Here is a 19,426-nt window from a genome sequence, read left to right on the forward strand (position 1 = left end):
TATATATTATTATACTAATCTGACTCTATGCTGTTTTGTAACAGTTATCATATATTTTTTTTTGTGGCTAAAAAAACACCCGATTCCGGACGCAATTATGCCGAGGCATAATTGATTGGCATGTCATAAACACAACAAATCCAGTTGTAGTTGTGCTAACATGACAATACTAGATGGAATGGAGAGAATATCCGATGAAAATAAATCAATTAATTGCTAACAATATAAACCGTTTAGATGTCGGCTTACCGGAAGATCAATCTATAGGAATTGCTGGATTGTCCGGATCTGGTAAAACAACCTTTTGTCAAACAATTGGTGAAGAATCCAAGAAGCGGCTCGTTTCTTTATTGCCAAAGGCTGAATATCAGTATTTATTCCCCAATATTATGGAAACGAATTTCAGTGCCATCAAGATGGAAGAAATGCCTTTAGTCCTTTTTCTCGGGAAATCATCCATTTCTACCAATCCACGTTCAACGGTTGGTACTCATACAGGTGTTTTTAAAGAGATTCGTGAAAAGCTGGCAGATAGGTTTGATCTTTCGCCAGAAGTTTTTTCCTTTAATAATGCATTAGGCTGGTGTCCTGCTTGTAAAGGGCGTGGTACGACTAAAAATGTCGAATGTAAAAAGTGTGAGGGTAAGCGCTATAATCCAGAAGTTGGGCAATATAAACTTGAATTATGGAATCAACCACATAGCATTTCCGATATTAACAATTTAAGTATGGAAGCGATTTACTCCCTTTCAAAGGAATTAAATATTAGCGAAGAAAGACAACGTATTCTTACAAATATTATCCAAATGAATATTGGTTACTTAACGTTAAATCGAATTATGGGGACTTTGTCTGGTGGGGAATTAACACGACTGTACTTGGCAGAATTTATGGCAGCTAGTGAAAATACGGTGATTATTATAGATGAAATTTCTGTTGGTCTTGATCACCAAACGCTGTTGAAAATTTTAGAGCAGATTAAACAATTGGGCTATAAAAACCAAATTTGGCTTATTGATCATTCTGATACGGTGCTAGATACAGCAGATGAGCAGCTGTTTTTTGGACCTGGCAGTGGGAAATACGGCGGTAAAATTGTCGAAGTATCACCACGTCCAGAACCAGTCTATTGGGAACGAAATCAGGCAATGCCTACAGACTATTATCAATTTCATGATCTTTACTGTCGTAATATTGAAATGGCTGACATTCAGATTCCTAAAAATAGACTCGTAACCGTTACAGGTGAGTCTGGTTGTGGGAAATCAACCCTTGTCAATGAGTGTATCTCTAAGGATTTTCAAAAACACTATCCAAAAGATAAACTAGTTATGGTAGGACAAGACCGCAACCAATCGATTACTAGCCGATCAACGGTTGCAACGTTTCTTGATATTAAAAAGAAAATGACGAAATACAGCGACGAAATCGACGATATTTTCCAACGTTCCATTGAAGACATTATTGAGGAGCTTCCAAATGAAGACATCGCTCATAAACGCTTAAGTTTACTAATCAAACTTGGGCTCGGTTATTTAACGTTGGAAAGAAAAACACAAACCTTATCGACAGGTGAATTTCAATGTGTTCATTTAGTTTCTGAGCTGTTTTCGAACTCTAGAAACCCTCATACACTGTTCATTTTTGATGAACCTTCAAAAGGTTTATCGCAAAATATTTTAAACCAATTCATAGATAGTGTCAGGGACATTCTGCAAGATGAATCCGTCTCTATTATGATGATTGAACATAATGCTTATATGATAAATAGCTCTGATTTTATCGTTGATTTTGGGAAAAGACAGCAGGAACCAGTTCGACACCTTGATATTGTCGGCCATGATGATTATTTTAGTCAGCTTAATAGTACAAATAATGATGTTTCATTGCATATATCTTCAACACTAGCTTCAAAAAATGGCATTCATTACTTAGAGGGAAATCATATTAGCTATTTTAAAAATGCCGAAAACATCTATAAAGGTGGTATTTTAAAAAGCTTATCATCCATGGCTCGTTTAATTTATGGTGAATACGAATCCGCAACAATTGCACCTGTTGTCGCTATTGATTTAGAAAGACATTTGTATAGTCAGTATAGTTTTTTATACGAAATTGGTGGCCTCATCAACCATATGGTGGCGGCACATCCGAAGAATAAAGATACAAGAAGCTTCGATTTCTTTAGTCAAGAAAATCATTGCCCAAGCTGTTCTGGCCGCCTGCAAATTGAAAAATTTGATTTTGATTTGGTCATTCAAGACAAAACAGTGCCATTCTGGGATGGCTTATTACATCCAGACGTGATGGAAGTCTTAAAATATTATCAATATCCTAAATTGCAATTCCTGTTTGATGAGATTAAAAATGAACTGGGTCAAGATATTAGTAAAAGCTACAAGGACATGACAGCAGAAGAAAGACATACATTCCTATATGGTTATTGGGAAAAAGCATTTTATGATAAAGCAAGTAAGTCCTCAAAAAAATGGGAAGGTTTTAATTTTATCCTTGGACGTTATATCGTTATTTCGAAATCAATTATTAAAGAGCAAATGAAAGAATCAAAAGAAATGATTGCCTGTCCAATATGTCATGGAGCGGTGCTAAACCATAAGAAAAAACTAACGTTTGGAGACACTGATATTCGCGAAATTATTCATCAACCGATCGATCAGGTCATAAAAACGGTAGGGAACTTACCAGAGCTTGAAAAATTAAAAGCTATTGTAGGCGGCGATATGACTCTTACGGAAGATGTCTCCTTACTTCCTAGAGAAACACAAGTGTCGTTGAAAATGCTGGAATTAGAACTCGCAAGCTTTGCTGGATATGAAATCGTCCTACAAAATGTTTTACCATTCTGGGACAAAATAAAAGATAATATCGAAGCCATAAGCAGCAAAAATCTAATTACAATCTGTGATTTCGCCCATATTGACGAAACGAGAGAAGCCATTATTGATCAGTATTTCACGAATGGAAAATACAAAAAATTAACGTACGTTTATGAAGCATTTGGCTACAAAAAAATTGTTACACAAATTAATAAAATAAAAGCAAGTCATAAATGTCCATTCTGTAATGGGAAGAAAGTCATTTCAGAAGATAATCTCCATGATGGCGTCTATAAATTATCAGTACCATGTGTAAGTTGCTATGAAAGTGGCATCAATGATGAAGGGCGTAAGGAAATGGTCGATGGCGTAGATGTGCAAACATGGCTAACTGGCAACGTAAGTGATGTTGTGGCTGAAAGCTTACGAACGGAGGCTGTTGCCGATATTCCCATCTTCAATCGAATTCGTGAGTTAAATAAACGAGAGATGATGGCGATATACCAATGTCTTGTGGCAAATAGTTATTAAAAGAAAGCTACCTCAAAAACTCATTTGCAAAAATCAATGCAAATGAGTTTTTATGTTATCCTGAGAAAGAGCTTGAAAAAAGTTAGTAGAATAAAAGGGGAAAGATAGGAATGACAGAATTAGTGGACTGGAAAAATAATGCTCAAGGGCATCCATTTATCGCTTCATTTAGCGGAGGAAAAGATAGTGTCTTAGCTTTATATAAAGCAATGCAGGTTGGAGAGGCGATAGGACTAATTGTCATGATGGAGGAAGAAGGGAATCGTTCCAGATCTCACGGAATGCCACCGGAACTCATACGTGCTCAAGCTAATTCTATAGGTTTACCAGTTTATACTGCAGCAGCAAGCTGGACAGATTATGAAAAAGTATTTATGAGCCTTTTAGAAAAAGCTAAAAAACAAGGTGCAGAAGTTTTAGTAACAGGTGACTTAGATATGCCTGAACATGGCTGCTGGCACGACAAGGTTACAAAGAATGCTCGTTTAAAACTAGGCATGCCTTTATGGGAAATGAATCATCGTAAAGTTGTCGATGAATTCATAAACCTAGGATTTGTTACAATCATTGTTACTGTTAATTTATCTTTAGGTATGCGGGAGGACGATTTAGGGCGAACGTTAACCCACGAATACGTGCAAGAGCTTGAAGCCCGAGGGATTGACCCATGCGGAGAAGGTGGAGAATTCCATACTACAGTATTAGATGGACCCATCTTTAAACAACCTATTCCAGTTCGTAAATGTGATGTTATTAGAAGCGGAGAATATGCTTTTTTGCCTTTGGAACTAGATCAAAAGGTAAATCTTTCAGATAGTTAATCGATTCAATTCAATCGCTAAAGTGCAGACGATGATGAGATGAGCATGCATGTTCCTTCCATGTTTTTAGTTTTTAAAGAAATCTTCATTGTTCTAAGTACTATCGACGAACATTTTAGTTGCCAGCCATCTCGTTTACCGACTGTATAAATGCATTGTCTTACTGTCTGGAATAACGCAGAATAAGAAAATGATGAAAAGGGTCATCGGAGGAAAGTGACCCTTAACAATGGGAGGTGTATAGGATTAGTTTGTATGATCCTATACGTTATGAGCATGAAAGGTGGTATTTGGTATTAATAAAAACCTATAAAGCTAGTGCCGACAATAATTAATAGAATGAATAGAACAACGATTAACGCAAATGCTGAACCAGAACCACTGCCGTAATATTCAGACATAGTAATTTCCCTCCTTTCAATATCTATAATATGAATTGTTATTAAAAGGATTTGCGATATTTATCTACTAAAAAAATAAAAATAAAATTAAATATCCGGAGATTTAATAAAAGGGGTAACTTTGAAAAAGTTGTGGTAGGCAGTTATTCATTGAATACAAAAAGGTGCGCCGAAAGTCGACTGGATTGGAACTATAGTGTTTGCATCAGCGCTTTTAATCTCTTTATATGAACAAGAGGTGGATTCGTTTTCTATTTTTTTTGTATAATGACATTATTCAATCTTATTTTAAAGGGGGATACTATGATGCAAGGTTTTCTGCAGCAGTCTCAGAAATAGCTGAAGTTGAGTATGTACGTACAGCCCTTACTTTTCAAATGTGTATTGGTTTCCTAGTTACTATAATTTCTATCAATCTCATCCCTATTATTCAGAGAATCATTAGTTGGGAATGGGTCTTTACCATATTAGCGATTGGATCGATTCTTGGAATACTATCTATGCTCAAATATAGAGGTACGAAGTAAATATCGAGAAAGTATTGGACTTTTGATTAAAACATGACTAGTATAATCCTTTAAATTTTTAAGAAAAAATTTCTACTATTCTGAACTATATGTTATAGTAGGAGCATAATTGAATATTGTGTAAGAGTTGGTGCCAAATGATAGTTTGGCTTAAAAGGGAAGTCGGTGTAAATCCGACGCTGTCCCGCAACTGTAATTCGGAGCAAATCACAAATGCCACTGGGAAACTGGGAAGGCAGTGAGACGTGTTGATGAAAAGCCAGGAGACCTGCCAATTTCTAGTACACACCAAATACCTACGTGGAAATAGGTGGTGAAATGTGACCATTCAGGCACTGTGCGACAACGAATGACCTATGCGGAAGTATACACTTCTTCGTATTGTTTTTTCATTGACAAATTTAACATGCAGCCATTTTCCTAGAAGGAGAATGGCTTTTTATTATTTCTGAAAGGGTGATTGAAATGACTTATACAAGTACACTAATTGGCTACCCATACATTGGGGAAGATCGTGAATGGAAAAAAGCATTAGAAGCATTTTGGCGACATGAACTTTCTGAAGTAGATTTTCAAGTAAAAATAAAGAATATCCGATTATCTAGGTTAGAAAAACAGCTTCAACTGGGCATAGATATGGTAACAGTTGGAGACTTCACTTATTACGATAGAATGTTAGATACAGCCGTGATGTTTGGTTTAGTACCTAAGCGTTTTAACTGGCAAGGTGGAAAGGTAGATTTACATACCTATTACAGCATAGCACGTGGGAACAAAACAGCAGTGGCCAGTGAAATGACAAAATGGTTTAATACAAACTATCATTATATTGTGCCAGAATTTGAAGAACAAACATTACAAATAACGGAAAACAAAGTTTTAGCAGATTTTTTAGAGGCTAAAGAAGCATACGGCATTATCGCAAAGCCGACATTAATTGGTCCTTATACATTTTGCAAACTAACGAAAGGTTATAACAAGGTAACACAAGTTGAATATTTACTGGCCATACTACCACTCTATGCCCAAGTGTTGAAAGAATTAGTGAATGCAGGTGCCAATTGGATTCAACTAGAAGAGCCATCCCTTGTAACTACATTAGATGAGACAGAAATAAAGCTTGTACAAGAAATATACGCACAACTAGCTGGAGCAGTGCCAGAGGCGAAAATAATGCTTCAAACATACTTTGAAGCATTAACCTCTTATGAAGCAATAATGGCACTCCCTGTTCAAGGTTTTGGTTTAGATTTCGTCCATGGCTATAAAGGGAATATGGGATCGCTTCGTCAATTTGGTTTTCCTAAAGATAAAGTATTAGCGATTGGTGTTGTTAATGGCCGTGATATTTGGCGTTCAAACCTAGCAGAGGTAAACTCTACGATTCAGGCAATTGAAACACTAAGTAATGCTGTAGCATTATGGATTCAACCATCTAGCAACCTACAACACGTACCAATAACGACCTCTCTTGAAAATAAGCTCGATCCTGTTCTAAAAAATGCACTTTCCTTCGCTGATGAAAAAATCGTAGAAATCGTTGAGGTAACTAAATTTAGACGAGACAAAGATGGTAGCACGATTCATAACTTATCAGAAAGTATGAAGGCGATTGAAGCCCTAAAAAATCATCCAATTCGTCAAAACCAGGTGATCCATCAGGCAGTTCAAACAGTGACAATTCAAGATTTTGAACGACATAGTGATTTTAGTCACCGCCAAAAGATTCAACAGCAAGCTTTAGGGTTACCGCTATTCCCAACGACAACAATAGGAAGTTTCCCTCAATCTGATGAGGTCAAAAGGAATCGAAATGCATGGAGAAAAAAACAATTATCGAACGAAGCATACGAAGCATTTATTGAACTGGAAACAAAACGCTGGATTGACATTCAAGAAGAACTAGATATTGATGTACTTGTCCATGGTGAATTTGAACGCACTGACATGGTAGAATATTTCGGTGAAAAACTTACCGGTTTTGCATTTACGGAAAAAGCGTGGGTTGTATCCTATGGTTCACGTTGCGTGAAGCCTCCTATTATTTATGGAGATGTCGCTTGGGCAGCACCAATAACAGTGAAAGAGTCGGCTTATGCTCAAAGTTTAACAAAGCGTTTTGTGAAGGGAATGCTGACAGGCCCTGTGACCATTTTAAATTGGTCATTTGTGCGAGACGATCTTTCACGAAAAGATGTTGCTTATCAAATTGCACTAGCACTTCGCAAAGAGGTTGAAGCACTGGAAAACGCAGGTATTTCCATTGTTCAAGTGGATGAGCCAGCCCTGCGAGAAGGTTTACCGCTCCGAAAAGAAGACTGGGGGGCATACTTAGATTGGGCAGTAAATGCCTTTAAACTTGCCACATCTAGTGTGAAAAATGAAACACAAATCCATACACATATGTGTTACTGTGAATTTAACGATTTCATAGAACCAATTAGTGCACTAGATGCGGACGTTATTTCAATTGAAACATCTCGAAGCCATGGTGAGCTTATCTCTTCACTTCAAGTAAACCCTTATAAAAAAGGAATTGGATTAGGCGTATATGACATTCATAGTCCTCGTGTACCGGGTGAGGAAGAAATACTCGGTATTATGAGAGATAGTTTACAAGTTCTTGAAAGCAATCAATTTTGGGTAAATCCTGACTGCGGCTTAAAAACGAGAAAAGAAACTGAAACAATTGCCGCTTTGGCAAACATGGTGGAAGCAACTAAATCTTTGCGCAAGGAAGTTAAGCAATCAATAACAAGATAACGATAAATTATTTTGTACATTTACTACATCTTCTCTCCTGTAGATTTAAAATAAAGATTGATCATTTGTAATAAAGTCCGATAATTTGTAAAAAGGTTTTATACAATTGCATTGACAAGATGAATTATGACAATTCAACAAACGGGCCATTTTGCGGAACAAGGATTAGAAATCACAGGGGAAAAAGAGTTAGCATTGGTGAATATTTTGTGTACCCTATTTCGGGAATTATGGAAATGATATTTGGAATGTTTTAGGTCATGTGTGAAAGTGGCTTGTCTTAGGAGAGGAGATAAAAAAATGATTGAATTACGAAAAATAACCGGGGATAACATAGATGAAGTAATAGCACTTGAAGTTGGAGAAAACCAGAAAGACTTTATAGAAACTACTAATCTCAGAAGCTTTGCAGACGCTCATATGTTGAACGCAGATGGGATACCAGCGACTCCCATTGCCGTTTATGCCGATGGAGTTGCGGTTGGATTTTTGATGTATATTTATGATACGTTGGATCATGAATCATTTGAAAACGAAATTTTTTACGGGAAGAAGAGCTATTTTATATGGCATATTATGATTGAAAAGAGTTACCAGGGGAAAGGATATGGCAAACTTGCCTTTGAAAAAATGTTGATGGATATTGAAAATATGCCATATGGGGAAGCAGAATATGTAGCCCTCTTTTATAGAACAAGTAATGTCAAAGCTAAAACATTATACGCTTCATTTGGTTTTGTAGATACAGGCATCATTCAGGATAATTCGATGTTGGCGATTAAAAATCTAGATGAGAAAATAACAGAATCCATAGTAGAATAGGATCTCTCTAAAAGAAATGTAAGCTTTCAACGTCTCGACCCATAATAAACACAAATATCCAGAAGAAAAAAACGATTTTGTTAACTCTGTCTTAGCAAAAATATAATATTTATACCGCAATCGGGCGCGATTGTTTTAGAATTACTAGGTAGAAAATGATCAAACTTTATTATAAAAATCGCATAGTATTTCACAAAGAATTAACCCGTTTTGATCAATCATTTTTCAAAGCGAGTTCTTATCATTTAACTTTAAATATGGATTTTGGGGATATTTTAGATCAAACTTTATTCCAAACCAACATCTCAGAAAAATAAAAAAGAAAATCAATTATGCCTCGGATCGGCTTTGCGCTTGCATAAAGCCGATTCTTTGGCATCCACTGAAAGAAGTTAAACGAATGGCCAGGGCTATAGCTCCCTGGCCTTTTTATATTTATCATTATTTTACGTAACATTATTATATTCCAAAAATAAAACTGGCTTGATCAATTGAGCATGTTAATCTTAGTCTATTTTCATAGCATTCTTTTCAAGTTTGAGTGAAAGGTCTTTCACTCAATTAAAAGGAAAATGGGGGTAGTTCCAAGCTGTCCCGTAGCCGTTGCGAGGAGTTTTGTTTCAAATACCATACTTGGGAAGGAGAGGGATGAATATTTATTATAAGTTTTCTTTCTTTATTCTTTTAGAATAAGGTTTTCTTATGCTTTCTTTCAATCTGTCTGTAGATTTTTTATTTTGTATCACGAATGACAGATAATGAGATTAACAAACTATTTTATTCCTTTCTTCATGCTTATTTTGACTTTCCGTTTATTTACAGGTTATACAAGCGCTGATTATGTAAAGGGAGTTACCAAATCAAATGATAACACAAGAAATGGTCTATGAATCACCTAAATCATAGGTAACAAGAATAATAGTTGGCTCTTTCATACTTGTTTTCGATTGACCGTTTCCAACGCAGTTGTTGGCTCATATAAATGTTATAGATTTTCTGCACAACATATATCCTATTCCTATTAAAGTTTTTCATAAAAAGAGTTCGCCCCTACTAAATAAAACCTTTTCTCTTCATGTGAATAATTACCTTTTCCGTTTTACAATCTTTTTTTATGCGAAATAGTGCTAAAAACTGTAGAATAGTTCATTAAAAACGAAAAATAGTTTCTTGTAATTTGTCTTTTCTGAATTTCACCTATATTGATTGTTTTTGAATCACTATGATAAGGTTAATAGACAAATTGAATACGCTAAATTTTGGCGGTTCAAATGGATTTGGTTCCATTTGATTAAAAGGGAAGTTGGTGAGAGTCCAACACTGTCCCGCAACTGTATTTAGGAGTTCAATAACAAGGCCACTGTTTTGGTTGTCAAAATGGGAAGGTGTTATTGTAGCGTTGATCATAAGTCAGGAGACCTGCCACTAATGTAAGCATCAATTGACCTACGAGGATAGGGAGGTGTTAGCTACTGCATGATCTTTGTGAATTCATGTAATTCACTGTTTCTTTGCTCTGTCATGCTTTTGTAGATTAACAACTTCTAAAGGGGTAGAAGTTGTTTTTTTGTTGTTCTTTCGTGTTTGAATGGTAACGCTTACAAGAATAATTAAACAAAGGGGTTGTAATGAATGGAGTTAAATTATTCACCAGGTCTTGACGGAATCATTGCTGCTGAAACAAAGCTATCTTTTTTAGACACTGTAGGAAGTCAAATTGTTATTCGAGGGTATGATTTGATTGAATTATCACAGAGATATTCGTATTTAGACATTGTCTACTTATTGTTACAAGGGGAAATACCAATTACCGAGCAACGAAATGACTTACAGGACAAGTTGAAATCTAATTATCAGGTTCCACTTGAAATTTTTCAAATTTTCAAGTTATTACCCAATGGGACACATGCTATGGATGGACTTAGAACAGGGATTTCTGTTTTAGCAGGCTATGATCAGCATATTAATGATCGTTCTACTGAAATGAATTTGGCGAGAGCATATAGACTTTTAGGTGGTATGCCAAATATTGTAGCGAATAGTTATCGTGTATTAAATGGTCAAGATGCTGTGGAGCCTGATAACAAGCTTTCCTATAGTGCCAATTTTTATTACATGATTACTGGAAGAAAACCAACTGCGTTAGAAGAAGAAATTTTTGATCAATCACTTGTTTTATATAGTGAACATGAGATGCCAAATTCAACTTTTACGGCTCGTGTTATTGCCTCTACACAATCTGATTTGTATGGTGCTTTAACTGGGGCTGTCGCATCATTGAAAGGTAATTTACATGGTGGTGCAAACGAGGCAGTGATGTATATGCTTCTTGAAGCCAAAACAGTAGAAGGCTTTGAAACATTGCTGAAAAATAAACTACAAAATAAAGAAAAGATTATGGGCTTTGGCCATCGTGTATATATGAAAAAGATGGACCCAAGAGCGCAAATTATGAAAGAGGCTTTATACAAATTATGTTTGGAGCAAGGAGATGATCGCTTATATCACATGTGTGAAGCTGGTGAAAAAGTGGTGGTACAGGAAAAAGGATTGTATCCAAATTTAGATTATTATGCGGCACCAGTGTACTACAAGCTTGGTTTGCCGATTGAAATATATACACCAATCTTCTTTGGCTCACGAACGATCGGCTTATGTGCTCATGTAATTGAGCAGCATGACAATAATAGATTATTTAGACCTCGTGTCAATTATATTGGCGAGCGTCATAACCTTGAAGAATTATCGGTATAATCAAATTTTAACAACTCGCCATAGAGCTGATGGGCATTCTGACCAATGTCCATCAGCGTACTAGTATAGCAAATTCATGCATTGAAAGGAAGATATAGATGATTAAAACAAATGAACTATCTAAAACAGATCAATTACTAACTGATATTGCCGAATACGTATTAAATACAACGATTACAAGTGAAGAAGCATACGAAACGGCACGCTATGTTTTATTAGATACTTTAGGCTGTGGCATTTTGGCTTTACAGTATCCAGAATGTACGAAACTTCTTGGACCAGTTGTACCGGGTACGGTTGTTCCAAATGGTACACGTGTTCCAGGAACTTCCTATGTCCTCGATCCAGTGAAAGGCGCTTTCAATATTGGTTGTATGATTCGCTGGTTAGATTACAATGACACATGGCTTGCGGCTGAATGGGGACACCCTTCTGATAATCTAGGTGGCATATTAGCAGTAGCGGATTACTTGAGTCGTGTACGTATTGCTGAAGGTAAAGAGCCTCTTAAAATAAAAGAGGTTTTAGAAATGATGATTAAAGCCCATGAAATTCAAGGTGTACTAGCACTAGAAAATAGTCTGAATCGGGTTGGTTTAGATCACGTATTATATGTCAAAATTGCGACAACAGCGGTTGTGACAAAGGCATTAGGTGGAACGCGTCAAGAAATTATCAATGCATTATCAAATGCTTGGATTGATAATTCAAGTTTACGAACATACCGCCATGCCCCGAATACAGGATCAAGAAAATCATGGGCAGCAGGAGATGCGACAAGTAGGGCCGTGCAATTAGCCATGATGGCTGTAAAAGGTGAAATGGGTTATGCAACTGCCTTATCAGCACCAGGCTGGGGCTTCCAAGACGTGCTCTTTAATAAAAAAGAATTAAAGCTGGCAAGGCCGCTTGCTTCTTATGTTATGGAGAATGTTCTTTTCAAAGTTTCTTTCCCAGCTGAATTTCATGCGCAAACTGCTGCAGAATGCGCAGTGCATTTACATCATGAAGTGAAAAATCGTTTAGATGATATTGAAAAAGTTGTCATTACGACACATGAATCAGCTATTCGCATCATCGATAAAGAGGGCCCACTGAATAATCCAGCTGACCGTGATCATTGTATTCAATACATTACAGCAATTGGGCTGATCTATGGTGATATTATTGCAGACCATTATGAAGATGACGTGGCAGCAGATCCACGCATAGATGACCTAAGAAATAAAATGGTTGTTGTTGAAGAATCACAATATACAATCGATTACTTAGATCCAGAGAAGCGCTCTATCGCCAACGCTGTTCAAGTTTATTATAAAGATGGGACATCATCAGAATTAGTAGAGTGTGAATATCCATTAGGACATCGTTTCCGTCGTGATGAAGCATTCCCTAAAATCATTGATAAATTCCAACAAAATATGAGTACACATTTTTCACAAAAACAATTAAATAAAATAAATCAAATCTGTTCTAATAAAGAGCTTATTGAAAATAGCTATGTTCATGAATTTGTAGATTTATTCGTTTAATAATAGATGGGAGGTTTTATAGATGGCATGGATTGTCAATGAAGCTATTTCACAAGAAAAATTAGCTGAACAATTTAGAGCTTTTATTGTTCGTAAAGATATTTTACAAATACCAGGTGCACACGATGCAATGGCTGGCATAATGGCCAAAAAAGTAGGCTTTGAGGCACTATATTTATCCGGAGCTGCCTACACAGCGAGTAGAGGCTTACCTGATTTAGGTATGATTTATTCGAATGAAGTAGCAAATCGTGCTAAAGACATTATTCGAGCTACAAATTTGCCTATGCTAGTAGATATTGATACTGGTTTTGGTGGTGTATTAAATGTTGCACGTACAGCTCGCGAAATGGTAGAGGCAGGGGTTGCTGCCGTGCAGTTAGAAGATCAAAATTTACCGAAAAAATGTGGACATTTGAATGGAAAAACACTTATTTTTCTTGATGAGATGGTTCAAAAAATAAAAATGATTAAACAAATTGCACCCTCATTAGTAATTATAGCTCGTACAGATGCAAGATCTGTAGAAAGTTTAGAACAGGGGATTACACGAGCAAAAGCCTATGTAAACGCTGGGGCGGATGCTATTTTTCCAGAAGCCCTACAAAATGAAAAAGAGTTTAAACAATTTGCAAGTGATGTAGAAGCTCCGTTATTAGCAAATATGACCGAATTTGGTCAAACGCCTTATTATACAGCGAAAGAGTTTGAAAAAATGGGCTATGCTATGGTCATTTATCCTGTTACATCAATGAGAGTAGCAGCAAAAGCATATGAACGTGTATTTGATTTGATAAAAAATACAGGAACCCAAAAAGATGCTATTGAGGATATGCAATCTAGAAAAGAATTATATGAAGCTATTTCTTATTATAGATTCGAAGATTTAGATACTGAGCTAGCTAAAACCATCTTACCTAAAGAGGAAATAAAGGGATAACCCGCATTTAAACGCAGCAACTACCTATTATATTTATTTAACGAATAGGAGGATAATATGGGTTATGTAGCCGTAATAACACCACCAGAAGGAAATGTTCTATTACTCCTTGTAGAAACAAAGGATCCTACAACAGCGGATTTTTCACGCGATGGTTGCCCGTATCAATCGATTACTTTGAATTGTCCGGACCTTGAATACACACATGAATAATGGTGTCGAAGTTACTGAAATTGTTATGCGTGGAGAAAATGCTAAATACTTTGTTTTGACCGACCCATCTGGATTGAGGCTGCTTGGTCTGTATGGGATTAGGTGATTACAAATAGGCGCTTTTAGTACAAGAAGAAATATTCATTAATCAAACAGAAAACTGTTATTTTGAACAATCTATTTTCGAAAATAAATATGCTTTCTATTTTGTTGTTTGATACCGAACTAACGGAGCGGGTTGTTACAGATTATCTAGAGTTCTTCCAGGAGATTTATTGCGCTATGAGTTTTAGTTAGATCAAAAATCATCATTCAAGTGAGTGGAATCAAAACAAACAGAATAGTTTTAAAGTCAGTACAAATTAGTACTGGCTTTTTTATACGTATAGTGATTGGAAGTAGGGAGTGTGAAATGATATTGCCTAGAAGCAAAAAAGGCATCTCATCCATAGATGAAATACCTTTTCTTGAAGTTATTGAGCTACTCGTTGGATAAAGGCCTCTAATTGTACTAGTGTGACATTGTCGCTCACCCCGAAAGTATTGTCACCTTTACCAACCGTAATTTTATTGGAAGCGAGAATGGATACATAATTGTAAGCCCAATGTGTACTTAGAACATCAGCAAATTGTACAGTTGTTCCTTGTTGTTTTAAATGGAATGCTTCCACTAAAACTTTCGATAATTGACCACGTGTCATGGGAGAACCTGGATTGAATTTTCCGTTTTCATCACCCGTAAAAACGCCGATTTTTTTTAGTGCTTCCGCAGCACCCGCATATTTAGACGTTGGTGTTACATCAGGAAAACTTGAATTGGTGTTACTAGTATCTAAATTTAACTGCTTGGCCAGTTTAAGAGCTACCTCTCCACGCGATGCATAAACGCTAAAGTCGATTTCAGCATCTTTTACTTCTCCTTCAGTGAAGTTTGCAATGCGTTTTGCCCCTACGTAACGAGATCCCCAGTAATAAGGATCATCGAGTTTGTCGATTTTAACACCAGAACTTGTAGTAGCTGAAATAAAATTGCTGTCACCTATGTATATGCCAACATGGGAAACACCGCTTCCCGAAGTATTGAAAAATACAAGATCCCCAGTCTTCAACTGAGCTTTCGTTATCGAAGTACCTTGCTGATATTGAGCTGTAGATGTACGTTGTAGTGAAATCCCTAACTTAGAAAATACGATTTGTGTATATGCTGAGCAATCTATACCTGTCTTAATATCTGTCCCTCCATATTGATAAGGAACACCTATATATGCTTTTGCTGTATTTGTTATATCTGCTATTGTTGCCGCTTTCGCTTCATGAACACCCATGCCTGTGAAGAACATAAACGATGCGAAAATGGGTAGTAACCATTTTTTCTTCATTAAACTTACTCCTTTCAAAAGCTTTCGCCTTTTAATAAAGTAAGAATAGCATGAAACAGGCATGAGTTATTTTTCAATCATATTACCGACATATTACCGATTACCGTTAAACAGCAAAATTGAAACCTTAATTTTACCTGTGTAAAATTGCTGCAATAATCGTGGGCAATTTTACTAAAAAAAGTTTAAATAATTGGATAGAGAGGGTTTAAAGGGTTAATTTAGAGGTTTCATCCAATTGAAAAACCGTTATTTAAGTGATTCCTTGTTTTCCATATCCAATCCTACCTATCTCTTTATGCCATTCATAAAGCTGTTGGCCAAATTTTTCACGTGATGGTCATCTGTTTCAAACGTTCACTTTGAATTGTCCAGACCTTGAATATACACATAAATCATTAAAAAATAATGGTGTAGAAGTGATTGAAGTTTCACTTTTTCTCACGGTTTTCCTTACGGAGAAGGTTAAAGTGAGTATAGATCGAAGGAGTGATCATAGAAAAAATCTATGGTTATTATAGAAATTATAGAATTGATATATAGTAATTCGATTCTTATAATTCTTTATAAGCAATAGTTATTTTAATAAAGGGAGGTAATACTGATGACAAATATTGCTGGTATTAAGATACCTGATAGCCGTTTGGCATTAGAAGCTCAGGATATTTTAAAAGAGCATGGTTCTGAATTGCTTTGGAATCATTCAAATCGTGTTTATTTGTTTGGGGCTCTACAAGGTAAAAAAGCTCAGCGAAAATATGATGAAGAGCTCCTATATGTAAGTGCTTTGTTTCATGATTTAGGTTTAACAAAACAATTTAGCAGCATAGATAAACGCTTTGAGGTGGATGGTGCAAATGCAGCACGTCATTTTTTAGCACACCATCATATTGATGATGCCTCAATACAACTCGTATGGGATGCAATCGCACTACATACTACAATCGGCGTAGCAGAGCATAAAGAAAATGAAGTCGCATTGCTATATGCCGGCGTAGGTCTTGATGTAATGGGAGACGGTTATCATGATTTGACGAATGAAGAGCGAAATGAAATTATAAATGCATTCCCACGTAATCAATTTAAACAAAAAATTTTGCCAGCATTTTTTGAGGGATTCAAGCATAAACCCGAAACGACATTTGGCAATATAAAATCTGATGTTTGTGCATTGTTCATTCCAAATTATAAATCTAAAAACTTTTGTGATTGCGTCTTGCACTCACCTTGGTCTGAATAAAAATTAATTATAGGTAAGGGGATTCATATAATATGTTAAAACTAGCACATAAGAAAATTCGTCATGTTACATTACAAGATAAAATTGTATCTGCTCAAGAAGCAGCCTCTTGGATCAAAGATGGCATGTTATTAGGAATGAGTGGCTTTACAAGGGCTGGCGATGCAAAAATAGTACCACTAGCGCTTGTAGAAAAAGCAAAAGGGGAAAAATTCCAAGTTGATGTTTACACAGGAGCCTCACTTGGTCCAGAGGTAGATCAACAGATGGCTGAAGCTGGTATTATTCGGAAGCGAGCACCCTATCAAGGCGATCCAGCAATTCGTCGAATGATAAATAATGGAGAAGTACTGTACACGGATGCGCATGTTTCACATAATGCAGAATTAATTCGACAAGGAATTGTAGGGCCTATTGACTTTACCATAATTGAAGCTACTGCAATTACCGAAGGTGGTTTGTTGATACCTACAACCTCTGTAGGAAACTCTCCAATTATTATGCAAATGGCAAATGAAATTATTATTGAACTAAATGTTTCGCATCCTGACTCTCTAGAGGGGATCCATGATATTTATATTCCAGATGTACAAGGGAAGAGAAGTCCTATTCCTTTAAATAGTGCAGGGGAGCGAATTGGAACAGTTGGTATCCCATTAGATACTAGTAAGGTACGTGGCATAGTGCTATCTGAAAAAACAGATGCTCCATCAACAATTGTACAGCCAGATGAGGAAACCGCTAAAATGGCAGAGCATTTACTCAATTTTTTACGTGATGAAGTTAAAGCTGGTCGTTTAACAAAAACATTAGCACCTATTCAATCAGGCGTAGGATCCGTAGCTAATGCGGTTTTAAATGGTTTTTTAGAATCAGAGTTTGAGGATTTAGAAATTTATTCAGAGGTGTTACAGGACGCCGTATTTGAATTAATAGATGCAGGTAAAGTTAAATCCGCTTCCGGTACGTCCATTACATTATCACAGGAACGTGGTGAGCAGGTTTATAGTCAGCTTGAAAATTATAGAGATTGTTTAATTTTACGACCTCAAGAAATATCCAATCATCCTGAAATTATTCGACGTTTAGGATTAATTTCCGTTAATACAGCACTCGAGGTTGATATTTATGGAAATGTAAATTCAACACATGTTTCAGGTTCTAAAATGATGAATGGCATTGGAGGTTCAGGTGATTTCGCCCGTAATGCGCGTTTAGGAATATTCGTCACAAAATCCTATGCGAAGGGTGGTAATATCTCAAGTATCGTCCCTATGGTATCTCATGTGGACCATACAGAGCATGATGTGGACGTCATTGTTACAGAGTTTGGGGTAGCCGATTTACGTGGTTTAGCACCAAAAGAACGGGTGCCTCTATTAATTAATAATTGTGCACATCCTGATTACCGTCAGCAATTGTGGGCATATTATAATGCTGCGGTAGAGAAAACTGGTAATCATCACACACCTCATTTATTAGAAGAGGCGCTGTCTTGGCATGTTCATCTAGAGAAAGCTAAGACAATGAAAAAATAAGGCGATGTTGACTAGGCATCGTGTTTAGTCATTAGAAAATAGAATCCACTAATTACAGCAATAGTATTTCTGTGATTAGTGGATTTCTTATTGTTATTGAGATTTTATTAATGATTGAATCAATTGTCGACTCTTTTCTGAAATTGAAAAACCAACTTTTTCAAGTCCCTCAACCATTAAACGAATAAAAGCTTTCGCCGCAAAATTAATGAATTTATCTTTTCTATATAGAAGTACAATTTCTCGCGTTAATGGTGGATTATAGATCGTTTGCTCGCAAATAGTATTCGTTCTATATAGGTGGCATAGAGTTTTCGAGATAATTGTTGCCCCGACATTTTGTTCAACTAGATTAAAAATGGCTTGAACACTAGCTGTCTCTATTTTAGGTTTCACATGAAGCTTTTCTTTGCGAGCTGCACTATCAATTACTTTCCTACATTGATGGATCGTTGGGAATAATATAAGTGGAAGCTCTAAAACATCTTGAAATGCTATTTTTTCAGATGCTAATAGGGGATGCTCGCTATGCGCAACGAATAGCAATTCTTCAGTAAACAATGGAATTAGTTGAAGCTGCTCATGCTCATAATCAAAGTACTCTTGTTTATAGGAAATCGCAAAATCTATTTTATTGTCTTTGAACTGTTTTAATAAATCATCCGAGCTATTTATGCAGATTTGTAAATCTGGGTATTCAAGATGATAATCTAACAAATAGTCCGACACTAAATTAGTTAATTCACCAGGTAAAGTACCGATCACTAATTTCCCTGCTTTTAATTCTTTCAGTTCAATTATTTGATTGCTTGTATTATCTATTGCTCGAAATATATGGGTACATTGTTCATGCAATATTTTACCTGCATCTGTAATCGCTATTTTTTTCCCTAGACGATCGAATAGTGGAATGCCCAGTTCATTTTCCAATACTTTAATTTGATGGCTAAGCGTTGGTTGAGTAATATTCAATTTTTCGGCAGCCTTTGTAAAATGAAGTTCATTGCACAGTACTAAAAAGTATTCAAGCTGTCGTATCTCCATATACGTACCTTCTTTATTAAAAATATTTCTTATATTATAACATTATTCTTATAGAGACCCGTATATTTCATCAGAGAATTATTA

At 36.1% G+C, this 19,426-nt stretch carries 13 protein-coding genes and 2 riboswitches; of the genes, 10 read left to right on the top strand and 3 right to left on the bottom strand.

Annotated elements, in window-relative coordinates; genetic code table 11:
• The first annotated feature begins 194 nt into the window (after nucleotides 1–194).
• Both ACFXN8_RS03325 and ACFXN8_RS03330 read left to right on the top strand, forming a co-directional pair.
• Complete coding sequence (locus ACFXN8_RS03325) at nucleotides 195–3,368, top strand: ATP-binding cassette domain-containing protein (protein ID WP_386842765.1); 3,174 nt, start codon at nucleotides 195–197, stop codon at nucleotides 3,366–3,368.
• 110 nt (nucleotides 3,369–3,478) lie between these two features.
• Complete coding sequence (locus tag ACFXN8_RS03330) at nucleotides 3,479–4,189, top strand: Dph6-related ATP pyrophosphatase (RefSeq protein ID WP_386842767.1); 711 nt, start codon at nucleotides 3,479–3,481, stop codon at nucleotides 4,187–4,189.
• Nucleotides 4,190–4,485: 296 nt separating this feature from the next.
• Here the strand turns inward: ACFXN8_RS03330 and ACFXN8_RS03335 are convergent, their stop codons facing one another.
• Entirely contained in the window at nucleotides 4,486–4,590 is a 105-nt protein-coding gene (locus ACFXN8_RS03335) for a YjcZ family sporulation protein (RefSeq protein WP_376070147.1), read from the bottom strand.
• A gap of 638 nt (nucleotides 4,591–5,228) precedes the next feature.
• Nucleotides 5,229–5,407, top strand: a riboswitch (cobalamin riboswitch).
• A gap of 175 nt (nucleotides 5,408–5,582) precedes the next feature.
• Between ACFXN8_RS03335 and metE the strand changes: the two genes are divergently transcribed.
• From metE to ACFXN8_RS03365, 6 genes are all read left to right on the top strand, one after another.
• Complete coding sequence (metE, locus tag ACFXN8_RS03340; protein ID WP_386842770.1) at nucleotides 5,583–7,880, top strand: 5-methyltetrahydropteroyltriglutamate--homocysteine S-methyltransferase; 2,298 nt, start codon at nucleotides 5,583–5,585, stop codon at nucleotides 7,878–7,880.
• A gap of 300 nt (nucleotides 7,881–8,180) precedes the next feature.
• A complete protein-coding gene (locus ACFXN8_RS03345) occupies nucleotides 8,181–8,702 on the top strand; it encodes a GNAT family N-acetyltransferase (protein ID WP_386842772.1) in 522 nt (173 codons plus the stop codon).
• Nucleotides 8,703–9,948: 1,246 nt separating this feature from the next.
• Nucleotides 9,949–10,143: riboswitch (cobalamin riboswitch) on the top strand.
• Between the two features lie 191 nt (nucleotides 10,144–10,334).
• The gene (gene mmgD / locus ACFXN8_RS03350) at nucleotides 10,335–11,456 is read left to right on the top strand and encodes a citrate synthase (protein ID WP_386842774.1); all 1,122 of its coding nucleotides are present in this window, start codon (nucleotides 10,335–10,337) and stop codon (nucleotides 11,454–11,456) included.
• Nucleotides 11,457–11,554: 98 nt separating this feature from the next.
• A complete protein-coding gene (gene prpD, locus ACFXN8_RS03355) occupies nucleotides 11,555–12,988 on the top strand; it encodes a 2-methylcitrate dehydratase (protein ID WP_386842776.1) in 1,434 nt (477 codons plus the stop codon).
• Nucleotides 12,989–13,010: 22 nt separating this feature from the next.
• Nucleotides 13,011–13,928 carry a methylisocitrate lyase gene (gene prpB, locus ACFXN8_RS03360; protein WP_386842778.1) on the top strand — a complete coding sequence of 306 codons (918 nt, stop codon included), beginning with the start codon at nucleotides 13,011–13,013 and terminating at the stop codon, nucleotides 13,926–13,928.
• A gap of 57 nt (nucleotides 13,929–13,985) precedes the next feature.
• Nucleotides 13,986–14,141 (top strand): hypothetical protein, encoded by a 156-nt coding sequence (locus tag ACFXN8_RS03365; RefSeq protein ID WP_386842780.1) that lies wholly within the window; start codon nucleotides 13,986–13,988, stop codon nucleotides 14,139–14,141.
• 473 nt (nucleotides 14,142–14,614) lie between these two features.
• On the opposite strand, the gene ACFXN8_RS03370 is transcribed toward ACFXN8_RS03365, so the two are convergent.
• On the bottom strand, nucleotides 14,615–15,520 hold the full coding sequence (locus ACFXN8_RS03370; RefSeq protein ID WP_386842782.1) for a C40 family peptidase: 906 nt from the start codon (nucleotides 15,518–15,520) through the stop codon (nucleotides 14,615–14,617).
• A 604-nt stretch (nucleotides 15,521–16,124) separates the two neighbouring features.
• Between ACFXN8_RS03370 and ACFXN8_RS03375 the strand changes: the two genes are divergently transcribed.
• Both ACFXN8_RS03375 and scpC read left to right on the top strand, forming a co-directional pair.
• Nucleotides 16,125–16,760: an HD domain-containing protein gene (locus ACFXN8_RS03375; protein WP_386842784.1), complete on the top strand. Its 636-nt coding sequence runs from the start codon at nucleotides 16,125–16,127 to the stop codon at nucleotides 16,758–16,760.
• A gap of 32 nt (nucleotides 16,761–16,792) precedes the next feature.
• Entirely contained in the window at nucleotides 16,793–18,298 is a 1,506-nt protein-coding gene (scpC, locus tag ACFXN8_RS03380) for a succinyl-CoA:acetate CoA-transferase ScpC (RefSeq protein WP_386842786.1), read from the top strand.
• A 93-nt stretch (nucleotides 18,299–18,391) separates the two neighbouring features.
• On the opposite strand, the gene ACFXN8_RS03385 is transcribed toward scpC, so the two are convergent.
• Nucleotides 18,392–19,342, bottom strand: coding sequence for a LysR family transcriptional regulator (locus ACFXN8_RS03385; RefSeq protein ID WP_376070164.1), 951 nt, complete (start codon nucleotides 19,340–19,342; stop codon nucleotides 18,392–18,394).
• Nucleotides 19,343–19,426: the final 84 nt, after the last annotated feature.

This window comes from Lysinibacillus sp. NPDC059133 (genome assembly GCF_042755925.1).
In the GTDB taxonomy this organism is placed as follows: Bacteria; Bacillota; Bacilli; order Bacillales_A; family Planococcaceae; genus Lysinibacillus.